General features: G+C 67.0%; 19 protein-coding genes. 12 read left to right on the top strand and 7 right to left on the bottom strand.

Annotation, left to right across the window (positions count from 1 at the left end):
* Positions 1–46 precede the first annotated feature (46 nt).
* On the top strand, positions 47–916 hold the full coding sequence (locus AB0L70_RS12775; protein WP_363683188.1) for a diacylglycerol kinase family protein: 870 nt from the start codon (positions 47–49) through the stop codon (positions 914–916).
* Here AB0L70_RS12775 and sigJ read toward each other — a convergent pair.
* On the bottom strand, positions 890–1,747 hold the full coding sequence (gene sigJ, locus AB0L70_RS12770; RefSeq protein ID WP_363683186.1) for an RNA polymerase sigma factor SigJ: 858 nt from the start codon (positions 1,745–1,747) through the stop codon (positions 890–892). The genes AB0L70_RS12775 and sigJ overlap by 27 nt on opposite strands.
* An 87-nt stretch (positions 1,748–1,834) precedes the next feature.
* Here sigJ and AB0L70_RS12765 point away from each other — a divergent pair, with 87 nt between their 5' ends.
* Positions 1,835–2,206, top strand: coding sequence for a DoxX family protein (locus AB0L70_RS12765; RefSeq protein WP_363683184.1), 372 nt, complete (start codon positions 1,835–1,837; stop codon positions 2,204–2,206).
* Between the two features lie 38 nt (positions 2,207–2,244).
* Positions 2,245–3,213, top strand: a complete 969-nt coding sequence (locus AB0L70_RS12760) for a serine hydrolase domain-containing protein (protein ID WP_363683182.1) — start codon at positions 2,245–2,247, stop codon at positions 3,211–3,213.
* A gap of 5 nt (positions 3,214–3,218) precedes the next feature.
* On the opposite strand, the gene pulA is transcribed toward AB0L70_RS12760, so the two are convergent.
* The 5 genes from pulA to AB0L70_RS12735 all read right to left on the bottom strand — a co-directional run bounded on the left by pulA (position 3,219) and on the right by AB0L70_RS12735 (position 11,593).
* Positions 3,219–8,900 carry a pullulanase-type alpha-1,6-glucosidase gene (pulA, locus tag AB0L70_RS12755; RefSeq protein ID WP_363683180.1) on the bottom strand — a complete coding sequence of 1,894 codons (5,682 nt, stop codon included), beginning with the start codon at positions 8,898–8,900 and terminating at the stop codon, positions 3,219–3,221.
* 75 nt (positions 8,901–8,975) lie between these two features.
* Positions 8,976–9,698, bottom strand: a complete 723-nt coding sequence (locus tag AB0L70_RS12750) for a Sir2 family NAD-dependent protein deacetylase (protein ID WP_363683178.1) — start codon at positions 9,696–9,698, stop codon at positions 8,976–8,978.
* Positions 9,695–10,255, bottom strand: a complete 561-nt coding sequence (locus AB0L70_RS12745) for a GNAT family protein (RefSeq protein WP_363683176.1) — start codon at positions 10,253–10,255, stop codon at positions 9,695–9,697. Before AB0L70_RS12745 ends, AB0L70_RS12750 begins: the two co-directional genes overlap by 4 nt.
* 13 nt (positions 10,256–10,268) lie before the next feature.
* On the bottom strand, positions 10,269–10,481 hold the full coding sequence (locus tag AB0L70_RS12740; RefSeq protein WP_363683174.1) for a sulfurtransferase TusA family protein: 213 nt from the start codon (positions 10,479–10,481) through the stop codon (positions 10,269–10,271).
* Complete coding sequence (locus AB0L70_RS12735) at positions 10,478–11,593, bottom strand: aminotransferase class V-fold PLP-dependent enzyme (RefSeq protein WP_363683172.1); 1,116 nt, start codon at positions 11,591–11,593, stop codon at positions 10,478–10,480. The genes AB0L70_RS12740 and AB0L70_RS12735 overlap by 4 nt, the downstream gene beginning before the upstream one ends.
* Positions 11,594–11,687: 94 nt before the next feature.
* Between AB0L70_RS12735 and coxB the strand changes: the two genes are divergently transcribed.
* The 4 genes from coxB (at position 11,688) to AB0L70_RS12715 (ending at position 16,174) form a co-directional block, all read left to right on the top strand.
* A complete protein-coding gene (coxB, locus tag AB0L70_RS12730; RefSeq protein WP_363683170.1) occupies positions 11,688–12,581 on the top strand; it encodes a cytochrome c oxidase subunit II in 894 nt (297 codons plus the stop codon).
* 44 nt (positions 12,582–12,625) lie between these two features.
* Positions 12,626–14,344, top strand: coding sequence for a cytochrome c oxidase subunit I (gene ctaD, locus AB0L70_RS12725; protein WP_363683397.1), 1,719 nt, complete (start codon positions 12,626–12,628; stop codon positions 14,342–14,344).
* On the top strand, positions 14,341–14,736 hold the full coding sequence (locus tag AB0L70_RS12720; protein ID WP_363683168.1) for a cytochrome c oxidase subunit 4: 396 nt from the start codon (positions 14,341–14,343) through the stop codon (positions 14,734–14,736). The genes ctaD and AB0L70_RS12720 overlap by 4 nt, the downstream gene beginning before the upstream one ends.
* Before the next feature lie 199 nt (positions 14,737–14,935).
* On the top strand, positions 14,936–16,174 hold the full coding sequence (locus AB0L70_RS12715) for an Ig-like domain-containing protein (RefSeq protein WP_363683166.1): 1,239 nt from the start codon (positions 14,936–14,938) through the stop codon (positions 16,172–16,174).
* A 69-nt stretch (positions 16,175–16,243) separates the two neighbouring features.
* On the opposite strand, the gene AB0L70_RS12710 is transcribed toward AB0L70_RS12715, so the two are convergent.
* Positions 16,244–17,038, bottom strand: a complete 795-nt coding sequence (locus tag AB0L70_RS12710; RefSeq protein WP_363683164.1) for an alpha/beta fold hydrolase — start codon at positions 17,036–17,038, stop codon at positions 16,244–16,246.
* Between the two features lie 40 nt (positions 17,039–17,078).
* Between AB0L70_RS12710 and AB0L70_RS12705 the strand changes: the two genes are divergently transcribed.
* From AB0L70_RS12705 to AB0L70_RS12685, 5 genes are all read left to right on the top strand, one after another.
* Complete coding sequence (locus tag AB0L70_RS12705) at positions 17,079–17,561, top strand: helix-turn-helix domain-containing protein (protein ID WP_363683162.1); 483 nt, start codon at positions 17,079–17,081, stop codon at positions 17,559–17,561.
* A gap of 45 nt (positions 17,562–17,606) precedes the next feature.
* Positions 17,607–18,038, top strand: a complete 432-nt coding sequence (locus tag AB0L70_RS12700; protein ID WP_363683160.1) for an SRPBCC domain-containing protein — start codon at positions 17,607–17,609, stop codon at positions 18,036–18,038.
* Complete coding sequence (locus AB0L70_RS12695) at positions 18,028–18,357, top strand: metalloregulator ArsR/SmtB family transcription factor (RefSeq protein WP_363683158.1); 330 nt, start codon at positions 18,028–18,030, stop codon at positions 18,355–18,357. The genes AB0L70_RS12700 and AB0L70_RS12695 overlap by 11 nt, the downstream gene beginning before the upstream one ends.
* A gap of 74 nt (positions 18,358–18,431) precedes the next feature.
* Complete coding sequence (locus tag AB0L70_RS12690) at positions 18,432–18,635, top strand: hypothetical protein (RefSeq protein WP_363683156.1); 204 nt, start codon at positions 18,432–18,434, stop codon at positions 18,633–18,635.
* 12 nt (positions 18,636–18,647) lie between these two features.
* Entirely contained in the window at positions 18,648–19,094 is a 447-nt protein-coding gene (locus AB0L70_RS12685) for an SRPBCC domain-containing protein (RefSeq protein ID WP_363683154.1), read from the top strand.
* Positions 19,095–19,112: the final 18 nt, after the last annotated feature.

Here is a 19,112-nt window from a genome sequence, read left to right as displayed (position 1 = left end):
TTCAAGAACGGACAAATATCAGGTGTGTTCTGACAGGCGGGCAGCCGTGATCGTCAATCCGATCAAGGTGCCGGACGGCTTCCGACGTACCGTCGAAGCCGCATTGACCGGGCGGGACTTCGACGTAGCGCTCTGGCTCGAGACGACCGAGGACGATGCGGGCGTGACGATGGCGCAGCGCGCGATCGACGACGCGGTCGACCTGGTCGTGGTCGCCGGTGGTGACGGGACCGTCCGGGTTGTCTGCGCGGAACTCGCCCGGACCGGCATCCCGGTCGCGGTGCTACCGGCCGGGACCGGGAACCTGCTGGCCCGCAACCTCGGGATCTCGCTGGATCTGGACGTCGCCCTGACCGAACTCCTCGGTGGCAACGAGCGCCGGATCGACAGCGTGCTGATCGAAGGCGACGAACTGAGCTCTGATCGGTTCGTCGTGATGGCAGGGATGGGTCTGGATGCCGCGATCATCGCGGATGCGCCGGACGAGCTGAAGAAGCGCGTCGGCTGGGCCGCGTACGTCGTGTCCACGCTGAAGAACCTCAACCACCCGTTCGTCCGGGTCGAGATCATTGTCGACAATCAGACGCCCGTACGACGGCGTGCGCGGACTGTGGTGATCGGCAACGTCGGCACGCTGCAGGCGAACATCCCGCTGCTGCCCGACGCGCAGCCGGACGACGGGCTGATCGATGCCGTCGTGGTGGCGCCGCGGCGGATCAGTCACTGGCCGCGGCTCGTGCTGAGCCTGGTCGTGAAGTCGTGGCGCGAGCAGCACGTCGAGCGGTTCACCGGGCGGCAAATCCAGGTGACAGCCGCGACGACGGTACGCCGGCAACTGGACGGTGACACCATCTCCGACGGCCGGGTGCTGACCGCCTCGGTCGACCCGTCAGCGTTGGTCGTCCGAATCCCCTGACGACTGCAGGTGCGCGAGTTTGTCGGGGTTGACCACGCCGTGGATGGTCTGGATCCGGCCCGCGGTGACGACGAACGACCAGATGCCGACCGTGCGGTCCTCCGGGTCGTGGATCCGGAGCGCGGGCTGACCGCCGACGTGGACCTGTTCCGGGGTGAGCTGGTTGAACTTGCCGAAGGCACCGATCAGCATCCGGGCGACGTTGCCGGCGCCGTGGACCGGCCGCGGGAAGCCGCCCTTGCCGCCGCCGTCTCCGGTGAAGGTGGCGTCGGGGGCGAGGAGATCGACGAGGGCCTCGAGTTCGCCGTCCTCGGCGGCCGCGACGAAACGGCGGACCAGCTCGTCGCGTTCGTGGGGTGACGGGTCGAAGCGCGGTCGATTGTCTGCAATCCGACGACGAGCCCGGACGGCGAGCTGGCGGCAGGCGGCCGGTGTCTTGCCGATGAACCGGGCCAGGTCGTCGTACGAGTAGCCGAAGACGTCGCAGAGCAGGAACACCGCGCGCTGGTCGGGGGACAGGCGCTCGAGCACGACCAGGAACGCGGTGGACAGCGAGTCCGAGAGGACGGCCCGATCGGCCAGGTCGACGTACTCGTCCACCGCCGGCTCAGGCAGCCAAGGGCCGTAGTAGGTCTCGCGCTGTCGGCGTGCGGACCGGAGCTGATCGATCGCGAGCCGGGTCGTCACCGTGGTGAGGAACGCCTTCGGCGACGTCACCTCGGCTTCGCGGTGGAGCCGCAGGTAGGCCTCCTGCACGACGTCCTCCGCGTCGCCGAAGCTTCCCAGCATCCGGTACGCGATCGACAGCAGCAGTGGCCTGAGTTCCTCCATCACACCTTCACAGACGATCGAGGGCGTCTCCCAGTGACAAACCATGCCACTGTCACACAGGAGGATTGTCGATCGTCTGCAATCGACATGAACACGATCACCTGGATCCTGACCGCCGTACTGGCTGTGGTCTTCACGATCTCCGGCCTCGCGAAGTCGACGATGTCCCGCGAGCGTCTGATCGCCAGCGGCCAGACCGGCATCGCTCCGTTCCCGATGCCGCTCGTCCGCATCGTCGCGGTGTGCGAGCTGTTCGCCGTCGCGGGCCTGTTCGCACCGTGGCTGACCGAGACGGCCCGGGTTCTCACGCCGCTCGCCGCGGTCGGCCTGTCCGTCGTCATGATCGGCGCCGCCACCTCACACGCGTCGCTCAAGGAGCCGAAGTCGGCAGCGGCCAACACCATCCTCCTGGCCCTGGCCGCCTTCGTCGCGGCCAGCCGCTTCGCCGCCCTCACCTGACACAGCTGCGTGACACAGCTGCGTGACACAGTGACCAGATGCAGACGTACCTGGACTCGTTGGTCAACGACGGCGCGGCCGGGGTGCTCCTGCACTACCGGTCGCCCAAGCAAACCTGGATCGGCTCCAGCGGCGTCGCCCGGGTCGGCACCGATCAGCCTGTGGATCCAGACGGGTGGTTCCGGGCCGGAAGCATCACGAAGACCTTCACGGCGACCGTCGTGCTGCAGCTGGTCGGAGAGGGCAAGCTCCAACTCGACGAGCCGATCGACCAGTGGGTGCCGGGCGTGTCGATCGACCTGCGGCAACTCCTCAACCACACCAGCGGCCTCTACAACTACACCGACGACCTCCCTGAGCCGGTCGGCATCCTCCGGGATCGCTACCTGCACCGGGAGCCGCAGGAAATGCTGAGCGCTGGTCTGGAGAAGCCGGGACTGTTCGCGCCGGGTAGTTCATGGTCGTACTCCAACACCAACTACATCGCGCTCGGCCTGCTGATCGAGGCCGTGACGGGCAACCCGTACGGCGATGAGGTCGCGCGCCGGATCCTGCAACCACTGGGCCTCGAGCGCACGATCCTGCCGGGCGACGACGTGGAGCTGCCCGAACCTCATGCCAGTGCGTATCTACCGGTGGACGGTGAGCTGGTCGACCTGGCCAGATGCAACGCATCCCAGGCCTGGGCGGCAGGCGAGCTCGTCTCGACAGCCACCGACCTCAACACGTTCTATGCCGCCGTACTCGAAGGCGACCTGCTCGCGAAGCCGGAGCACCAAGCGATGCTCACCGTGTTCCAGCCGAATGAGCCCTACGGCTACGCCCTCGGCATCGAACGTCGCGAACTCCCGGACGGTCAGGTGGTCTGGGGCCACACCGGCGGCTTCTACGGGTACCTGACCCTGAGCTATCACTCAGCGGACCTGTCCCTGACGCTCTCCTACACCGGCACCGACGCGAAGCCGCCGGAGACCGACCAGATCCTGGCCGGCCTCCTGCACGGCTGATTGCGCTATTTCTGGACCAGAACCGCGACCGATCGGGCTGGGACGGTGACGGTGCCGGAGGATGCGGTCCAGGTGGTCTGCTTCACCACTGGATCGGAGCCTGCGGCCTGGATGGGGGAGAGGGTTAGGTTGGCGCCGGCCAGATCTGGCACGGTCTGGGTGACGGGCGAGCCGGTGGAGTTGAAGACGACCAGGACGCCCTTGAGGGCCGGGTCGACGTTGGGGCCGACGGTGTCGTCGATGCGCATGGTGATCACGCCTGGGTTCGCACCGCTCAGCGGGAAGCTGACCTTGGTGTTGATCAGGTTTGCCGAGCCCAAGCGGAACAGCGGCGTCGAGAAGCGGAGCTTCAGCAGGTCGGCGGCCGCGGTGGACGCAGTCGCCACCTCAGCGGCCGTCGGCTTCAGCGCCGCGTTGCCCAGCAAGGGTTTGATGTATGGCCACTTGGCCTCGTTGTCGGTCTTCGGCGGTAGGCCATGACCGAAGCCGTTGTCGGCCCCGGTCCAGTCGAGTGTGTTGAACCAATCGCCCGAATCGTACGAGTTGCGGTCGAGGGACTTGCTTCGCAGCAGATCCGCGCCCGCGTGCCAGAACGACGGGGTCTGGGCCAGTGCGGTCGTTGCCAGCGACACCGTGTTCATCCGGATCCGGTCCGGCATCGTCATTGCTGTCGGCAACTTGTAGGTCAGCGTGTCCCACAACGTTTCGTTGTCGTGGGCATCGACATAACTGATCACCTCGTCCGGCTGATCGGCGTACCCGGCCGGTGCGCCGTTGTAGTCGACCGCGTCACCCCGTACGACGTCACCTGTCGAGGCGGAGCGGAACGTGAACGACCGGAGGTTGCCGGCCAGCCCGAGCTGGATCAGGTCGGTGTCGTGCGCGAGCCGCGCCGCGCGTTCGGATGGCGTCCCGTTGATCGGGTCACCGTTCGGGTCGCTCGCTTCACCGGAACCGAAGCCCTGGATCCGCGGATTGTCGTCGAACGGACCACCGCCGCGCACACCGTCGCGGAGCCGGTCCGAGAACGTGCCGATCCCGGTGCCGCCGAGGTTGCCCTGCCGGGCCTGGACGAAGAGCGCGTCGTTCGCGACCTCGCCGAAGTTCCAGCCCTCGCCGTACAGGTAGATCTTCTTGCCGTCGACGCCGTCCTTGGCCAGGGTCAGCTTGTCGAGGGCGGCCCGGACCTTGAGCATGTTCGCCTTGCTGTGATGGCCCATCAGGTCGAAGCGGAAGCCGTCGACGTGGTAGTTCCGGGCCCAGCTGACGGTGCTGTCGACCATGATCTTCTCGGCCATGGTGTGCTCGGTCGCGATGTTGCTGCAGCAGGTCGACGTCTCCACCGTGCCGGTCGCGTTCAGCCGCTGGTAGTACCCGGGCACGACCTTGTCCAGCACGGAGGTCGGCGCCTGACCGGCAGCCGGGGTGTGGTTGTAGACCTGGTCGAGTACGACGCGCAGCCCGGACTTGTGCAGACCGCCGACCATCGTGCGGAACTCGGCCACGCGGGCCAGCCCATCACGAGCGGTCGCGTACGAGCCCTCCGGCGCGAGCCAGTGGTACGGGTCGTAGCCCCAGTTGAAGCCGTCCTTCGCCGCCGTCGCCGTCACGCAGGCCTGCTGCTGATCGGAGTCCGCCGGGAACGACTTCAGATCGCACGCCGGCGTCTGCTGTCCGGTCTCGGGGATCGAGGCAATGTCGAACGTCGGCAACAGGTGGACCGTGTTCAGACCGGCCGCCGCCAGCGCGCGCAGATGTTTCGTCCCGTCGCCCTCGTCCGCGAACGCCAAGTAGGTCCCGCGGTGAGTCGCTGGCACCGTGCTGTCGTTGATGGAGAAGTCGCGGACGTGCAGTTCGTAGATGGTCGAATCGACACCACGCGCCAGCTTCGGCGCCGGCGTACCCGACCACAGGGCCGGTTTGCCGGCCGGATCGTTCAGGTCGACCGCGACCGAGTACGCCGAGTCCGTCGTCAGCGCGACCGAGTACGGGTCGGTGACGACGTTGGTCTCGACCTTGCCGGTGGACGGCGCGTAGACCGTCACCTGGTAGCGGTACGGCGCGTCCTTCAACGACCGTGGTCCGGTCACGGACCACGACCCGTCGTCACCGCGACGCATCGGGATTGTCGACGATCCAACAATCAGACTCACGTTCTGAGCCGTCGGCGCCCACAGCGTGAACGTCGGCGCACCGCCGCGCCAGCTCACGCCGTACGTGCGTCCGGTCGCAGACCCATAGACGTCGTCGAGCACGCCGGGAATCTGTACGCCGGTCGCGTCGAGCAGCCGCCCGACGTCGTCGTACTGCGCCAACCCGAGCTGCCCGGTCAGGATCTTCCGGGCATCACCGTGGTCGAGCCTCAGCGCCGTATAGCCCTTCAAGGCCGGGAACTTCGCCAGCACCGACGCGGGCAGCCCCTTCGGGTCGTACCGCAGTTCGGCCGAGGCGCCGCCGATGTCGTCGGCGTCGACCTTCAACGACCCGTCGGCCGACCAGTGCAGCCGCCACCGCGACCGCTCCGGGTGCGCGACCGGCGGTACGGCGAGCAGGTCGCGAGAGACCCACTGCGCCTTGGCCTGGCTGAGGTCCGGCTGGGCGCCGGGCTTGGAGGTGGTCACCGTCAGCGCGTGCGTCGCGAGGACGTACGAGAACTTGACGACGAGCCCGTCCCCGGGCACAGAGATCGGCACGTTGTTCGCCGGGTAGCTCTCGTCCCAGGACAGGTTGTGCGCGACCTTCGCCTCATAATTGCCAGCTCCCAACTCACTGGTCGACCACGTATAGGTGCCGTCGCCATCCTCGTCGGTCAACCACGGCCGCATACAGGCCGGATCCCAGTCCGCGGGACATCCCAGCTCGGACTGGAACGACCCGGGCACGGTGATGATTGGTCCCTCGGCACTGGACGTCACGACGTGCCGGCCGTGCTCGTAGTAGAAGGTCACCGGTGTGGCCGGAGCGGTGTAGGAGATGTTCGAGCCGTTCAGTACCCCACCGGCACCGTAGTTCTCGTCCCAGGTCTTGTTGATCGCCGCCTTGTAGGCGTGCTCACCGGCCGGGATGGTGTACGTGCCCTTCCACACCTTGTCCTTCGGGTCCAGCGTCAGCTGCGCCTGGTCGCAGTCCGGCGACCAGTCCGCCGCGCAGCCCATCTCGCTGTTGTGGTCACCCGGCACGCTGACGTTCGCGGGCTGTACGACGGGACCGGTGCCACCCCCGCCACCACCCGGTGCAGCAGCATCGCCAACCACGCCGTACGAACCGGACACCGAGTAGTTGCCGGAGACATCGCGCAACACCGCCCGGTACTCGAGCAGCGTTCCCTTGGGCAGCCCGGACACGTCCTGGAACACCCGGTACGGCGCGTTGTCGTCGGAGCCGAGTCGCTGCCAAGCCGTCGTACCCACTGGGCGATAGCCGAAGGTCACAGTGACCGGAGTGTTGGCCGGCACCGCCGCAGCGATCTCAGCACGCCCACCGACCGTCGCACCGAGCTCTGGCGAGCTCACGTAGACAGCAGGCGCCTTCGACCGCGACGGGACCTTGCTCTGCGCTTGGTAGACAGTCACCGACAGAGGTGCCTGGCTGAGGACCACTCTGCCCTCGCGGTCGGTCTTCACGGCCTTGGACCCGCCATAGACCGGCTTGAGCCAACTGTTCGACCCGTACGTCGGAATCGTCGCGGTCCCGGCCGTGGTCGAGTTGTTCGCGACCACCAGGTACTCCACGTTGTCGGTGCCGAGACGGCTGAACGCGTAGAGGCCGTTGGTGTTCGACGAGTACCGGTGGACCTGGCGGCCGTCGGACAACGCCGGGTACTTCGCCCGGAGCTTCTCCAGGGCCGCGATGTGCTTGTACATCGGCGCGTTGACGTCGTACCGGTCCTTGCTGCCGATTGTCGTCGTACCGGAGCCGTCGACGATCTCGTCGTCGGTGTAGTCGGCGGTCTTGGTCGCGAACATGTCCTGCCGCGCGTCCTTGTCACCGCCCGGCCCGGTGAAGCCCTGCTCGTCGCCGTAGTAGATGACCGGCTGACCACGGGTCAGGAACATCAGCGAGTGCGCCAGCTTGTCCCGGGCGAGCAGTTCCGTCCCGTTGGCACCGCCTTGCTTGATGAAGGTGCCGACCCGGCCCATGTCGTGGTTGCCGAGGAACGTCGGCAGTTGGTACGCGTTCGAGTCCGCATCGGTGTAGTAGTCGTCGTTCGCGTAGAGGTCGCGCAGTTTGGTGCCCGAGTCACCCTTCGCGTAGGCGACCGCGTTCTGCTGGAACCCGAAGTCGAGCGTCGCCTGCAGCGCGCCCTGGGTCGTATACGTCGACATGAAGGTCGGGTTGGCGTCGAACACCTCGCCGAACATGAAGAAGTTCTTCGACCCGGCGCTCTTGGCCGCGGCCAGGATCTGCGGGGAGAACTTCTGCCAGAACTCCAGGTTGACGTGCTTGACCGTGTCGATCCGGAACCCGTCGATACCGAACTCGGCCCAGGTCTTGTAGACGTCGATCATCCCGTCGCGGACCTTCGGCTGCTCGGTGAACAGGTCGTCCAGTCCGACGAAATCGCCGTACTCGGCGGATTCGCCGGCGAAGGTCGAGTCGCCGCGGTTGTGGTACAGCGTCGGGTCGTTCAGCCAGGCCGGGACCTTGACGGTCTCGTCGGCCGGCGTCCGGAACACCGGCACGTTCGGGAACGAGATGTTCTTGTCCAGCGGCGGGAACGTGTCGCCGCCGGCGTACTGCTTGTCGTCGAAGACGTTGCCGGCAGCATCCTTGTACGGCGAGGTGGACTTCGGGATGTACCCGTACTGATGGGACTGGTAGTCGATCACGTCGGCGGTGTGGTTGGTGATGATGTCGAAGAAGACCTTCATCCCCTTCTTGTGCGCGAGCGTGATCAGTTGCCGCATGTCCGCGTTGGTGCCGAGATGTGGGTCGATCTGGGTGAAGTCCGTGATCCAGTAGCCGTGGTACCCGGCGCTCGCGTTCGCGCCGGTGCCCTGCACCTGCTGGTTCTTGAACGACGGCGTGAGCCAGATGGACGTCGTACCGAGCGACTTGATGTAGTCGAGCTTCTGCATCACGCCGGCCAGGTCGCCACCGTGGTAGAAGCCCTTGTCGGTCGGGTCCAGGCCGGTCGCCATCCGGTCGCCGGTCAGACCGCCGGCGTCGTTGGCCTTGTTGCCGTTGGCGAACCGGTCCGCCATCAAGAAGTAGAAGCGCTCCTTGGTGAGGTCCTTGCGCAGACTCGGCGACGCGAGCGTCTTGTCCGCCGCGGTCACCGCCGAGCCGGCCAGGTCCACCGGCTTCACGGTGACGAGGTGGCTGGTGTCGTCGTACGTGAAGACCAGCTTGGCCGGGCCTTGGATCGCGAGCGGGATGTTCGCGCCGCCCAGCACTCCACCGGCGCCGTAGTTCTCGTCCCAGCCCTTGTTGATCGTGACCTTGTACTCGTACGAGCCGGCCGGTACGTCGAACACCTTCGAGTATGGCGCTGCCGTCCCGAGACTGGTCGCATCACAGCCGGGATCCCAGTCGGCCGCACACCCGAGCTCACTCTGCAGCGACCCGGTCAACGTCACCAACCGATCCGCAAGTACCTCCGCCGGCGCAGCAGTCGCCGTACCCAGCCCCAGCGCGACCACCGCTACTGCGGTGAACCCCGCCGTCCATCGCCTGAACCCGCGCATGACGGTCCCCTCCCAGCCGACTCACCCTGCCGGGGACGCTAACCGCCTACCTGCACCGTGAGGAGGGCTCGAATGTCACGGTAGGGTCACGAGGTCGGGGAGGGTGGTCTCGATCGGGGTGTGCAGGACTGTTGTGGCCTGTTCGTCGTACGGCGTCTCCTGGGCGTTCAGGATGATCAACGGCTTGCCCGCGTTGAGAGCCAGGTCGCAGAGACCGGCGGCTGGGTAGACCTGGAGAGACGTGCCGATTGCGAGGAAGGCGTCGGCGGATTCGGTGGCGGCAACGGCACGATCGAGGACGGCTCTGTCCAAGGACTGACCGAAGGAGACGGTCGCGGATTTCAGTACGCCGCCGCACACCTCGCAGGCCGGATCCTCGTCACCGGCTTCGAGGCGGGGGAGTACGTCGGCCATCGGGATACGTCGGCCGCAGTCGAGACAATCGACGTACCAGACCGTGCCGTGGAGCTCGTGGACCAGCTCCGGGGAGGAGCCCGCCTTCTGATGCAGGCCGTCGACGTTCTGGGTGATCAGACCGGTCAGGCGGCCCTGGCGTTCGAGCTCGACCAGAGCGAGATGCCCGGGGTTCGGCTCGGCGGTCCAGGCCGGTGCGGCCAGGCGGTGCTTCCACGCTTCCACGCGGACCTCCCGGCCGGCGACGTACTCGTCGATGTCGAACATCGCCTGTGCCGCCGGGTTCTTCGTCCACAGCCCTTGCGGACCACGGAAGTCGGGGATGCCCGACGCGGTCGAGATCCCGGCTCCGGTCAGTACGGCGATGCGCTCGGCCTTGATCACACGTCCGACCGTAACGCGTCCCACTCCGGTCGCAAGATCGCCATCATGATGTCGTCGACCCGTTCGCCGTCCCACTTGAGTGCCTGCCGCAGCCGGCCCTCCTCGACGAAGCCGGCCTTCTCGTAGACCCGCTTGGCCCGAGGGTTGAAGGCGAACACCGTGAGTGAGATCCGGTACAGGCCGAGCTGCTCGAATCCGTAGCCGACGATCAACCGGGTGGCCTCGGTGCCGAGGCCCTGGCCGCGGCCGTCGGGGCCGATCAGGATCCGGAAGTTGCAGGACTCGTCCTCCGGGCTCCACTGGTTCAGGACGGCCTCACCGACGGTCCGGCCGGTCGCCTTGGACACGATCGCGAGGTCCAGCCGGTCGGTCTGGTCGCTCCGGGTCCGGTACCACTCGCGGGCGAAGTCCTCGTCGAGCTCGTCGCGACTGCCGGTGAACCGGCCGACCTCCGGGTCGTCCATCGCGGCCCGCAGCGCGTCGTAGTCGCTCTCGTCCACCGGCCGCAGGACGACGAGTTCACCGGTCAGGGTCGGCTTGTGCGCGAAGTCGGTCACGATCCGGAGTGTTTCAGCTGACCCGCCGGATCACGTACTGATTATCGGCGGCGGAGACCAGCTCCTGGGAGCGCATTCGGCACCAGGCCGGGATGTCGGTGGCTGCGGCCGGATCGTCGGCGAGCACGGTGACGGTGTCGCCGACGGCAACGGTCGGTAGCGTCTTGGCCAGCTTGATCACCGGGAGTGGGCAGAGCAGGCCGCGGCAGTCCAGGTCGACGTTCACATCCCCACCTCCGCACGGATCCGCTGCACGATCTCAGGTACCACCGTGCAGAACCGATCAACCTGCTCGTACGTCGTGGTGCGCGCCAGCGAGATGCGGACGTTGCCGTGGGTCAGCACGCCCATGGCTGCCAGGACGTGCGAGGGCTTGAGGGTGCTCGACGTACAGGCCGAACCGCTGGAGACGGCGAACCCTTCGGCATCCAGTGCGGTTACCAGGGCTTCGCCATCGACGTAGAGACAGGAGAAGGTGAGCACGTGGGGCAGCCGGTCCTCGGGGTCGCCGACCACCTCGACGTCGAGGATGTCCGCGGCTACACGCCGTCGTACCTCGTCGATCCAGGCTCGGTGCTGCTTGTCGAGCTGCTCGGCCTCAGCCAGCCGGGCCTGCAACGCAGCCGCGGCCGCCAGGATGTTGGGCACGTCCGGGAAGCCAGGGGAGAGGCCGTCCTCCCGCTCATCCATCGGCCAGGCCGGTGCGATCCGCGTCCCCTTCCGTACGGCCAGTAGCCCCACACCGGCCGGTCCACCCCACTTGTGCGCGCTAGCGGCTAAGGCCGACCAGCCCGCGGGTATGGCGTCATGCCCGATCGACGCGGCCGCATCAACAAACAGGGGTACGTCGCCACATGCCTCGGCCAGCGCCGCGATCGGCTGCCGTGTCCCAACCTCATGATTGGCCGACTGCACCGCGGCCACCGCCACCCCTGGCTGCCTGACCGCCTGTCCGAACACGTCGAGGTCGATCCGGCCGCTCGAGTCCACACCCACCTCGATGCCGTCGGCCCCAGCCGTGTGGAGTACGGCGGAATGCTCGACAGCACTGTGGACAACGGTGTTCCCGACTCGCTTGCGTGCGGCCCCGATCGCGGACAGTCCGGTGTGGATGGCCGCCGTACCCGAAATAGTCAGATACAGCTCCTCCGGCCGCACCCCGACCGCGTCGGCCAGCACCGCGCGGGCGTTGTCCAGCAGCAGCCGCGCGGTCCGTCCTTCATGGTGCAACCGAACCGGATCCGCCCACCCGGAATCGACTGCCTGCAGCAACATTTCCCGCGCTGCCGGGTGCAACGGCTCGGCCGATGCCGCGTCCAGATACGCACGCTCGTTCACACGGGAAACGCTAAGCCCTACCTCTGCGCAAGAACGGGAATGGTGTCCAGTAGTGTTTGGTCGTCAGTCTCACTTGGGAAGGGAAAGGCGCCCCGTGGGTTCGAACGGCACGTCCGGAGTGGAGGAGCGCACGGCAGATCCTGCCGGCGCCACACGTCCGGCGAAGCGACGCCTGCTGGTCGGTGCGGGAGCGGTGCTCGGCACCCTGCTGCTGACCAGCTGTTCGTCGGCGACCACTGAGCAGTGGAAACGACTCGGTCTCCCCGAGGGCGCATCGGACCGGACCGAGGCCGTCCGAAGCCTCTGGATCGGCGCCTGGATCGCGGCGCTGATCGTCGGTGTGATGGTCTGGGCGCTGATCTTGTACGTCGTCGTGCGGTACCGCAAGCGCAACGACGAGGCCCCCCGGCAGGTGCGGTACAACCTGCCGCTCGAGGTGCTCTACACGCTGGCCCCGTTCGCGATCATCGGTGTGCTGTTCTTCTACACCGTCGAGCACGGCGACAAGGTCACCGCGATGTCGTCCAGCCCGCAGCACACCGTGAACGTGGTGGGCCAGCAGTGGCAGTGGACCTTCAACTACAAGGACACCGTCGACGGCCAGCAGGGCGTCTGGGAGACCGGGACGATGTCCAACCCGGCCCAGCTGTGGCTGCCGGTGGACGAGTCGGTGCACTTCGACCTGACCTCGCCGGACGTCATCCACTCCTTCTGGGTGCCGTCGTTCTACTTCAAGCTCGACGTCATCCCGGGCCGGACGAACAAGTTCGAGCTGACCCCGACCAAGACCGGCACCTTCGCCGGCAAGTGCGCGGAGCTCTGCGGGCTCTACCACAGCCGGATGATCTTCACGGTCAAGGTGGTGACCCGTGACGAGTACGACGCGCATCTGCGCGACCTGGCCGCCAAGGGCCAGACCGGCGCCGCCACCGGTGGGCAGGACGCCACCACGATTCCCGGTCACGGGGAGCAGGAGGGCGAGAAGTGACCGACTTCGCCGAGCGCACCGGCGCTATCGGTAGCACCACCGCGATGCCGCGGCGGCGCAGCAAGGGTCAGATCGCGGTCAAGTGGCTCACCACCACCGACCACAAGCTGATCGGCCACATGTACCTGATCACGTCGTTCGCCTTCTTCCTGATCGGCGGCGTGATGGCTCTGCTCATCCGCGCCGAGCTGGCCAAGCCGGGCCTGCAGATCGTGAACGAAGAGGTCTACAACCAGCTCTTCACCATGCACGGCACGATCATGCTGCTGCTGTTCGCGACGCCGCTGTTCGTCGGCTTCGCGAACGAGATCATGCCGATCCAGATCGGCGCGCCCGACGTCGCGTTCCCGCGGCTCAACATGTTCAGCTTCTGGCTGTTCCTGTTCGGCGGCCTGATCACGATCAGCGGCTTCTTCACCCCGGGCGGTGCCGCCGACTTCGGCTGGTTCGCCTACGCGCCGCTGTCCAACGCGGTCCGCTCGCCGGGTATCGGCGGTGACCTGTGGATCATGGGCCTGTGGATGGCCGGTCTGGGCACCATCCTCGGTGCGGTCAACTTCGTCACCACGATCATCACGATGCGCGCACCCGGTATGACGATGTTCCGGATGCCGATCTTCACCTGGAACATCCTGGTGACGTCGATCCTGGTACTGATCGCCTTCCCGATCCTGGCCGGCGCGCTGCTGATGCTGGAGGCGGATCGAGCCTTGGGGGCTCACGTCTTCGATGCCGGGAACGGTGGGCCATTGCTGTGGCAACACCTGTTCTGGTTCTTCGGGCATCCAGAGGTCTACATCATCGCCTTGCCGTTCTTCGGCATCATCACCGAGATCCTGCCGGTGTTCAGCCGCAAGCCGGTCTTCGGCTACATCGGCCTGGTCAGCGCGACGCTGGGTATCGCGGTCCTCTCGGTCGCGGTGTGGGCCCACCACATGTTCGTCACCGGAGCGGTGAACCTGCCGTTCTTCTCGTTCATGACGTTCTTGATCGCGGTGCCCACCGGGGTGAAGTTCTTCAACTGGATCGGCACGATCTGGGGCGGGTCGGTGTCGTTCGACACGCCGATGCTCTGGTCGGTGGGCTTCCTGACCACCTTCCTCTTCGGCGGTCTGACCGGCATCATCCTGGCCTCGCCGGCGCTGGACTACCAGCTGTCGGACTCCTACTTCGTGGTCGCGCACTTCCACTACGTCGTCTTCGGCACCGTGGTGTTCGCGATGTTCGCCGGGTTCTACTTCTGGTGGCCGAAGTTCACCGGCCGGATGCTCGACGAGAAGCTCGGCAAGCTGCACTTCTGGCTGCTGTTCATCGGCTTCCACACGACGTTCCTGGTGCAGCACTGGCTCGGCGTCGAGGGCATGCCCCGCCGGTACGCGTCGTACGGTGCGAACGAGGGCTTCACCACGCTGAACGAGGTCTCCAGCGTCGGTGCGTTCATCCTCGGCCTGTCGATGCTGCCGTTCTTCTACAACGTCTACAAGTCGCGCAAGTCGCCGCCGGTGGGCGTCGACGACCCGTGGGGCTGGGGCCGCTCGCTGGAGTGGGCGACCAGTTCGCCGCCGCCGCGGCACAACTTCGAGCGGCTGCCGCGGATCCGGTCCGAGAGCCCGGCGTTCGATCTGCACCACGCCGACCTCGCCCTCGCCGAGTACCCGGACAACCAGGCCGGCAAGGACAACCTGCTGGACGCGGGTGAGGACCAGGGCCGGGTCGAGATGCTGCAGGAGACCGTGCGTTCGGAAGGGAAGGACGAGGCGTGAAGGTCGAAGCCTGGGTCTTCGGGATCCTGAGCGTGTTCGTGCTGGTCGTCACGCCGGTCTACTGGCTGATGTCGAACGACCCGACCGGCACCACCGCACTGGTGATGACGTTCTTCCTGTCGCTGCTGGTGGCGTTCTACCTGAGCGTCACGGCCCGCCGGATGGATCCTCGTCCGGAGGACCGCAAGGAAGCCGAGATCGCCGAGGGAGCGGGGGAGCTGGGCTTCTTCCCGCCGTACTCGTGGTGGCCGCTGTGGACCGCGCTGACGCTGGCGGTCGTCGTACTCGGCATCGTCTTCGGCTGGTGGCTGTTCATCGCCGGCTGCGCGATCGGCATCGTCACGCTGAGCGGGTTCATCTTCGAGTACTACCGCGGTGACCACGCTCACTAGTTGAGCATCTGACGAAATGCGCCGCCCGGGAACGAACCGGGCGGCGCTTTCGTGCGTCTTTAGGAATGCCACCGGTGCAGGACCGTTGTGGTCCGTACCACTCCGGTGGCGGTGCGTTGCACAGGACTGTCCGTACGACGGGTTACCCTGGCGGCGGTTTGACGAAACAGGGGAGAACTGGGGAATGGTGAGCAGTTCGGTGAGGAAGCACGGCCTTGCCGTGGCCGGTATCTGTGTGCTGCTGCTGGCCGGCACAGCCTGCAGCGACACGGACGCAGGCGGCAACAACCCGTCGACGCCCAGCGCGTCGACGTCTGAGAGCAACGGAACACCCGGCGCCTCGACCACCCCGGGGGCCTCGTCGACGCCGACGCAGGACCCGGCGGCGGCGGCGATCTCGATCGTGCCTGCCAAGGGCGCGTCCTCGGTCCAGCCGGACAAGCCGGTGACGGTGTCGACGACCACCGGCAAGCTGACCGCGGTCACGCTGAAGGACGACGACGGCGACAAGGTGACCGGCAGCTTCAACCCGGAGAAGACCACCTGGACGTCCGCGGCCCAGCTGAAGCCGGGTGCGACGTACACGGTGAGCGGCTCGGCCGAGGGCACCGACGGTGCGACCGTGCCGATCAGCTCGACCTTCAAGACGCTGAAGGCGACCAAGAGCCTGAAGGCCTCGGTCGTCCCGCTGAACGGTGAGACCGTCGGTGTCGCGCTGCCGATCCAGATCTTCTGGAACAACCCGGTCAAGGACCGCGCGGCCGTGGAGAAGCGGCTGTCGGTCAAGACCTCGGTCCCGGTCGACGGCACCTGGCACTGGGTGAACAGCAAGCAGGTCAACTACCGGCCGAAGAACTACTGGCCGGCCGGCACCAAGGTCACGGTCAACATCGACACCCAGGGTGTCAACGCCGGGAACAGCACCTGGGGCACGGCCAGCCGGAAGATCGCCTTCAGCATCGGCAAGTCGGTCGTCAGCCTGGTCAACGTGAAGAAGCACACGATGACCGTGACGATCAACGGCAAGCTGGCCCGGACCATCCCGATCACCGCCGGCAAGGACGGCTTCACCACCCGCAGCGGGGTGAAGGTGATCATGGAGAAGTACACGACCAAGCGGATGGACGCGGCGACGGTCGGCATCAAGCCCGGCGACCCGAACTACTACAACATCCCGGACGTGAAGTGGGCCCAGCGGGTCACCAGCTCCGGCGAGTTCGTCCACGGCGCCCCGTGGTCCGGCGGCAGCCAGGGCAGTGAGAACGTCAGCCACGGCTGCGTCGGTATGAGCCTCGCCAACGCCAAGTGGTTCTTCGACCAGACGTTGCGCGGCGACCCCGTCACCGTCACCGGCACCAACAAGCACATGGAGCCCGGCAACGGCTGGACCGACTGGAACACCACCTGGGCCACCTACAAGGCCGGCTCAGCCCTCTAACACCAGAACACCCCAAGACCCCCTCCTGCACCCGCGGGAGGGGGTCTTTCCTACTCGACAACTGGGCGCTCAGGTCAGCAAGGCCTTGGTCAGCTCGTCGGCGGGTGTTGTGGGGAGCGAGTGGTGGGTCGCGGTTTCCAGGCGTACGACGGTTGCTGTTGGGAGCAGCGTGGTGACGCGGTTGGTCAGGTGGTCGGGGTTGTGGGTCTTGGTGCGGCCTGCGACGGCTACCAGGAGCGGGGGTTTGAGGGAGCGGAGCTGGTCGTCGGTGGGGCGTTTGGGGCGGACGACCCGGGCTGTGGGTTGCTCGGCGGCCAGGCCGGCGAGTGCGAGCCACCCGGCGTCCACCGGGAGGCCTTGGGTCTCCCAGCGGAGGAAGGACTTGGTGCGCTTGCGGGACGGCCGGAGGAGGCTCGGGAGGGCGCGGGCGACGTACGGGACGCGCAGGGCGGTGAAGCAGTCGGTCGGGTCGATCAGGGCGAGTCGCTCGACCCGGTCCGGGTTCCGCAGGGCGTAGGTGAGGGCGATCCAGGCGCCGTACGAATGTCCGACCAGCTGGGCCCGCCCGGTTCGGTCGAATACACCGTTGAGCCAGTCGACCAGATCGTCGACCGTCTGCGGCGGGGTGGTGGTGCTGCGGCCGGCGTCGCCGGGAAGGTCTGGCGCGTAGACGCGGTGGCGCTCGGCGAGGCGTGCGGCGACGGCGAACCAGACGGCCGAGGTCGCTCCGTGTCCGGCGAGGAGGATCACGGGAGGGGCGTCGGCCGGGCCGCAGACGTTGACGTGAGTGCCGTCGAGGTCGAGCTGCTCCACCGGGACACCCCAGCGGTGCAGAAGAGCGTCGTACGCGTCCTGGAAGGTCATGGCGGGAGAATAGCTCACTGAGTGAGGTATCTTGCCGGGTATGCGCGACGGAGTGATGCCGGCCGACCCCGAGCGGGCCGCGGCGATGGAGTTGGTGCACCGGTTGCGGGAGGTCGCGGTCCGGCTCGAGCTGGCGATGGGGGAGTTTGCCCGGACGACCGGCCTGCACGGGACCGACGTACGGGCGTTGATCCGCCTGCTGGACGCCGAGCGGGCGGGAGTCGACGCCACGCCCAGTTGGTTGGCTCAGCAGCTCGGTATGACCTCTCAGGCGACGACAGCCGTGATTCACCGGCTGGAGGCCGCTGGGCACGTCGAACGCGTCAGAAGCCGCTCAGACGGTCGCAGCTCCCAACTCCAGGTCTCCGACGCCGCAGTCTCTCTCGGCTGGCAGTTCTTCGGGCCGCTCCTCGATCGCCTGATCGCCACCACCGAGGCTCTGACTCCTGGCGAGCAGTCTTTGGTCACCGACTACCTGACTGCGGTCACCTCTGCCCTTGACGCAACCAGCGGGTTGCCATAGATTGGATATCGCAACCGGATGATTGCTATATAAGGAGTGGGTGTCATGGGTTTCCCGGATCGGATCCAGCGCGTGATGGAGTTGCCGCATCCGCCGGCCAAGGTGTGGGCGGCGGTGACCACGGCCGAGGGACTCGGGACGTGGTTCGGTCACGAGGCGACCATCGACCTGCGGCCGGGTGGCGCGGCATCGATGAGCTGGGACAGCGGCGACACCGCGGAGTTGCGGGTCGAGCGGGTCGAGGAGCCGTCGGCGTTCGGATTCAGCTGGCAGATCTACGGCCTGCCCGCCGACGATCCGCGTCGTACGTACGTCGAGTTCATCCTCGAGCCACACGGCGAAGGGACCCGGCTGACCGTGGTCGAGAGCGGCTTCGCGCAACTGCCGGACGACGTTCACAAGCCCGCGTTCGACGGCAACTCGCGCGGATGGGTGCTGGAGCTCGACGAGCTCATCGAGTACCTCGATGCAGCCTGACGTCGAGGCGATCGCCGAACAGGTCTTCATCGCCCTCGCGGACCCGAGCCGGCGGGCGATCCTGGCGGCGCTTGCCGCGGACGGTCCGACGACCGCGACCGACCTGGCCGACAAGCTGCCGATCAGCCGGCAGGCGATCGCCAAGCACCTTGCGCTGCTGGCCGAGGCCGGCCTGGTGACCGCAGAGCCGGGTGAACGGCGGCGCATCCGGTACCACCTGCAGTCCGGACCGATGCAGGTCGCGCAGCAGTTCCTCGCCGCCATGGCGCGCGACTGGGACGATCGGCTCGCCGCGTTGAAGGACCTCCTGGGTCCCTGACACCACCGAACAGCTAAACCGACGGCCACTCCGGCCGCCGGACGGATCAGCACGCTCTCGAAGGGAGCAGAACCATGACGTACTTCATGACCGGAAACACCGCAGTCGAGAACGCCCGAGCATTGGCCCAGTCCGCGCTCCCAAACGCTCCGCAGCAGCCGGAAGCAGTCCGCCGTACTCGCCCGTCGGTCGCTCACCGGTTCGGGGCCGTCCTTCGCACGGTCGGAACGCTTCAGCTCCGTCTCGCCGACCGGGTCGACCCCCGGCCCGCCATCTGAAAAGGACGCATCATGACCGATCAGAGCTTCACCACAACGATCACCGTGGACCGCACCCCGGAGGAGGTCTACGACGCTGTCATCCATCCGCGAGCCTGGTGGTCGGACAGCATCGAGGGATCCGCCGAACACGTCGGCGACCGGATCGCCTTCGACTCGCCCGGCCATCACAACTGGCGCTTCGAGGTGACGGAGCTCGTCGTACCCGAGAAGGTCGTGTGGCGGGTCCTGGACAGCAGCAGCACGGACTTCGTCGGCGACCCGACCGAGTGGAACGGAACAGAGGTCAGGTTCGACATCTCCACGGACGCGGGCCGGACGTCGCTGCGGTTCACGCATGCGGGTCTGGTGCCGGAGTTCGAATGCTTCGAGGCCTGTTCGACGGGATGGACCGGATACGTCCAACGCAGTCTCCGCAGTCTGCTCACGACCGGCACGGGCGAGCCGGGTGCTTACTGAAACGAGAAAGGCCCCGGC

Source organism: Kribbella sp. NPDC051952, assembly GCF_040680855.1.
Taxonomy (GTDB): Bacteria; Actinomycetota; Actinomycetes; order Propionibacteriales; family Kribbellaceae; genus Kribbella.
This window is presented reverse-complemented; position numbering and strand designations above follow the sequence as displayed.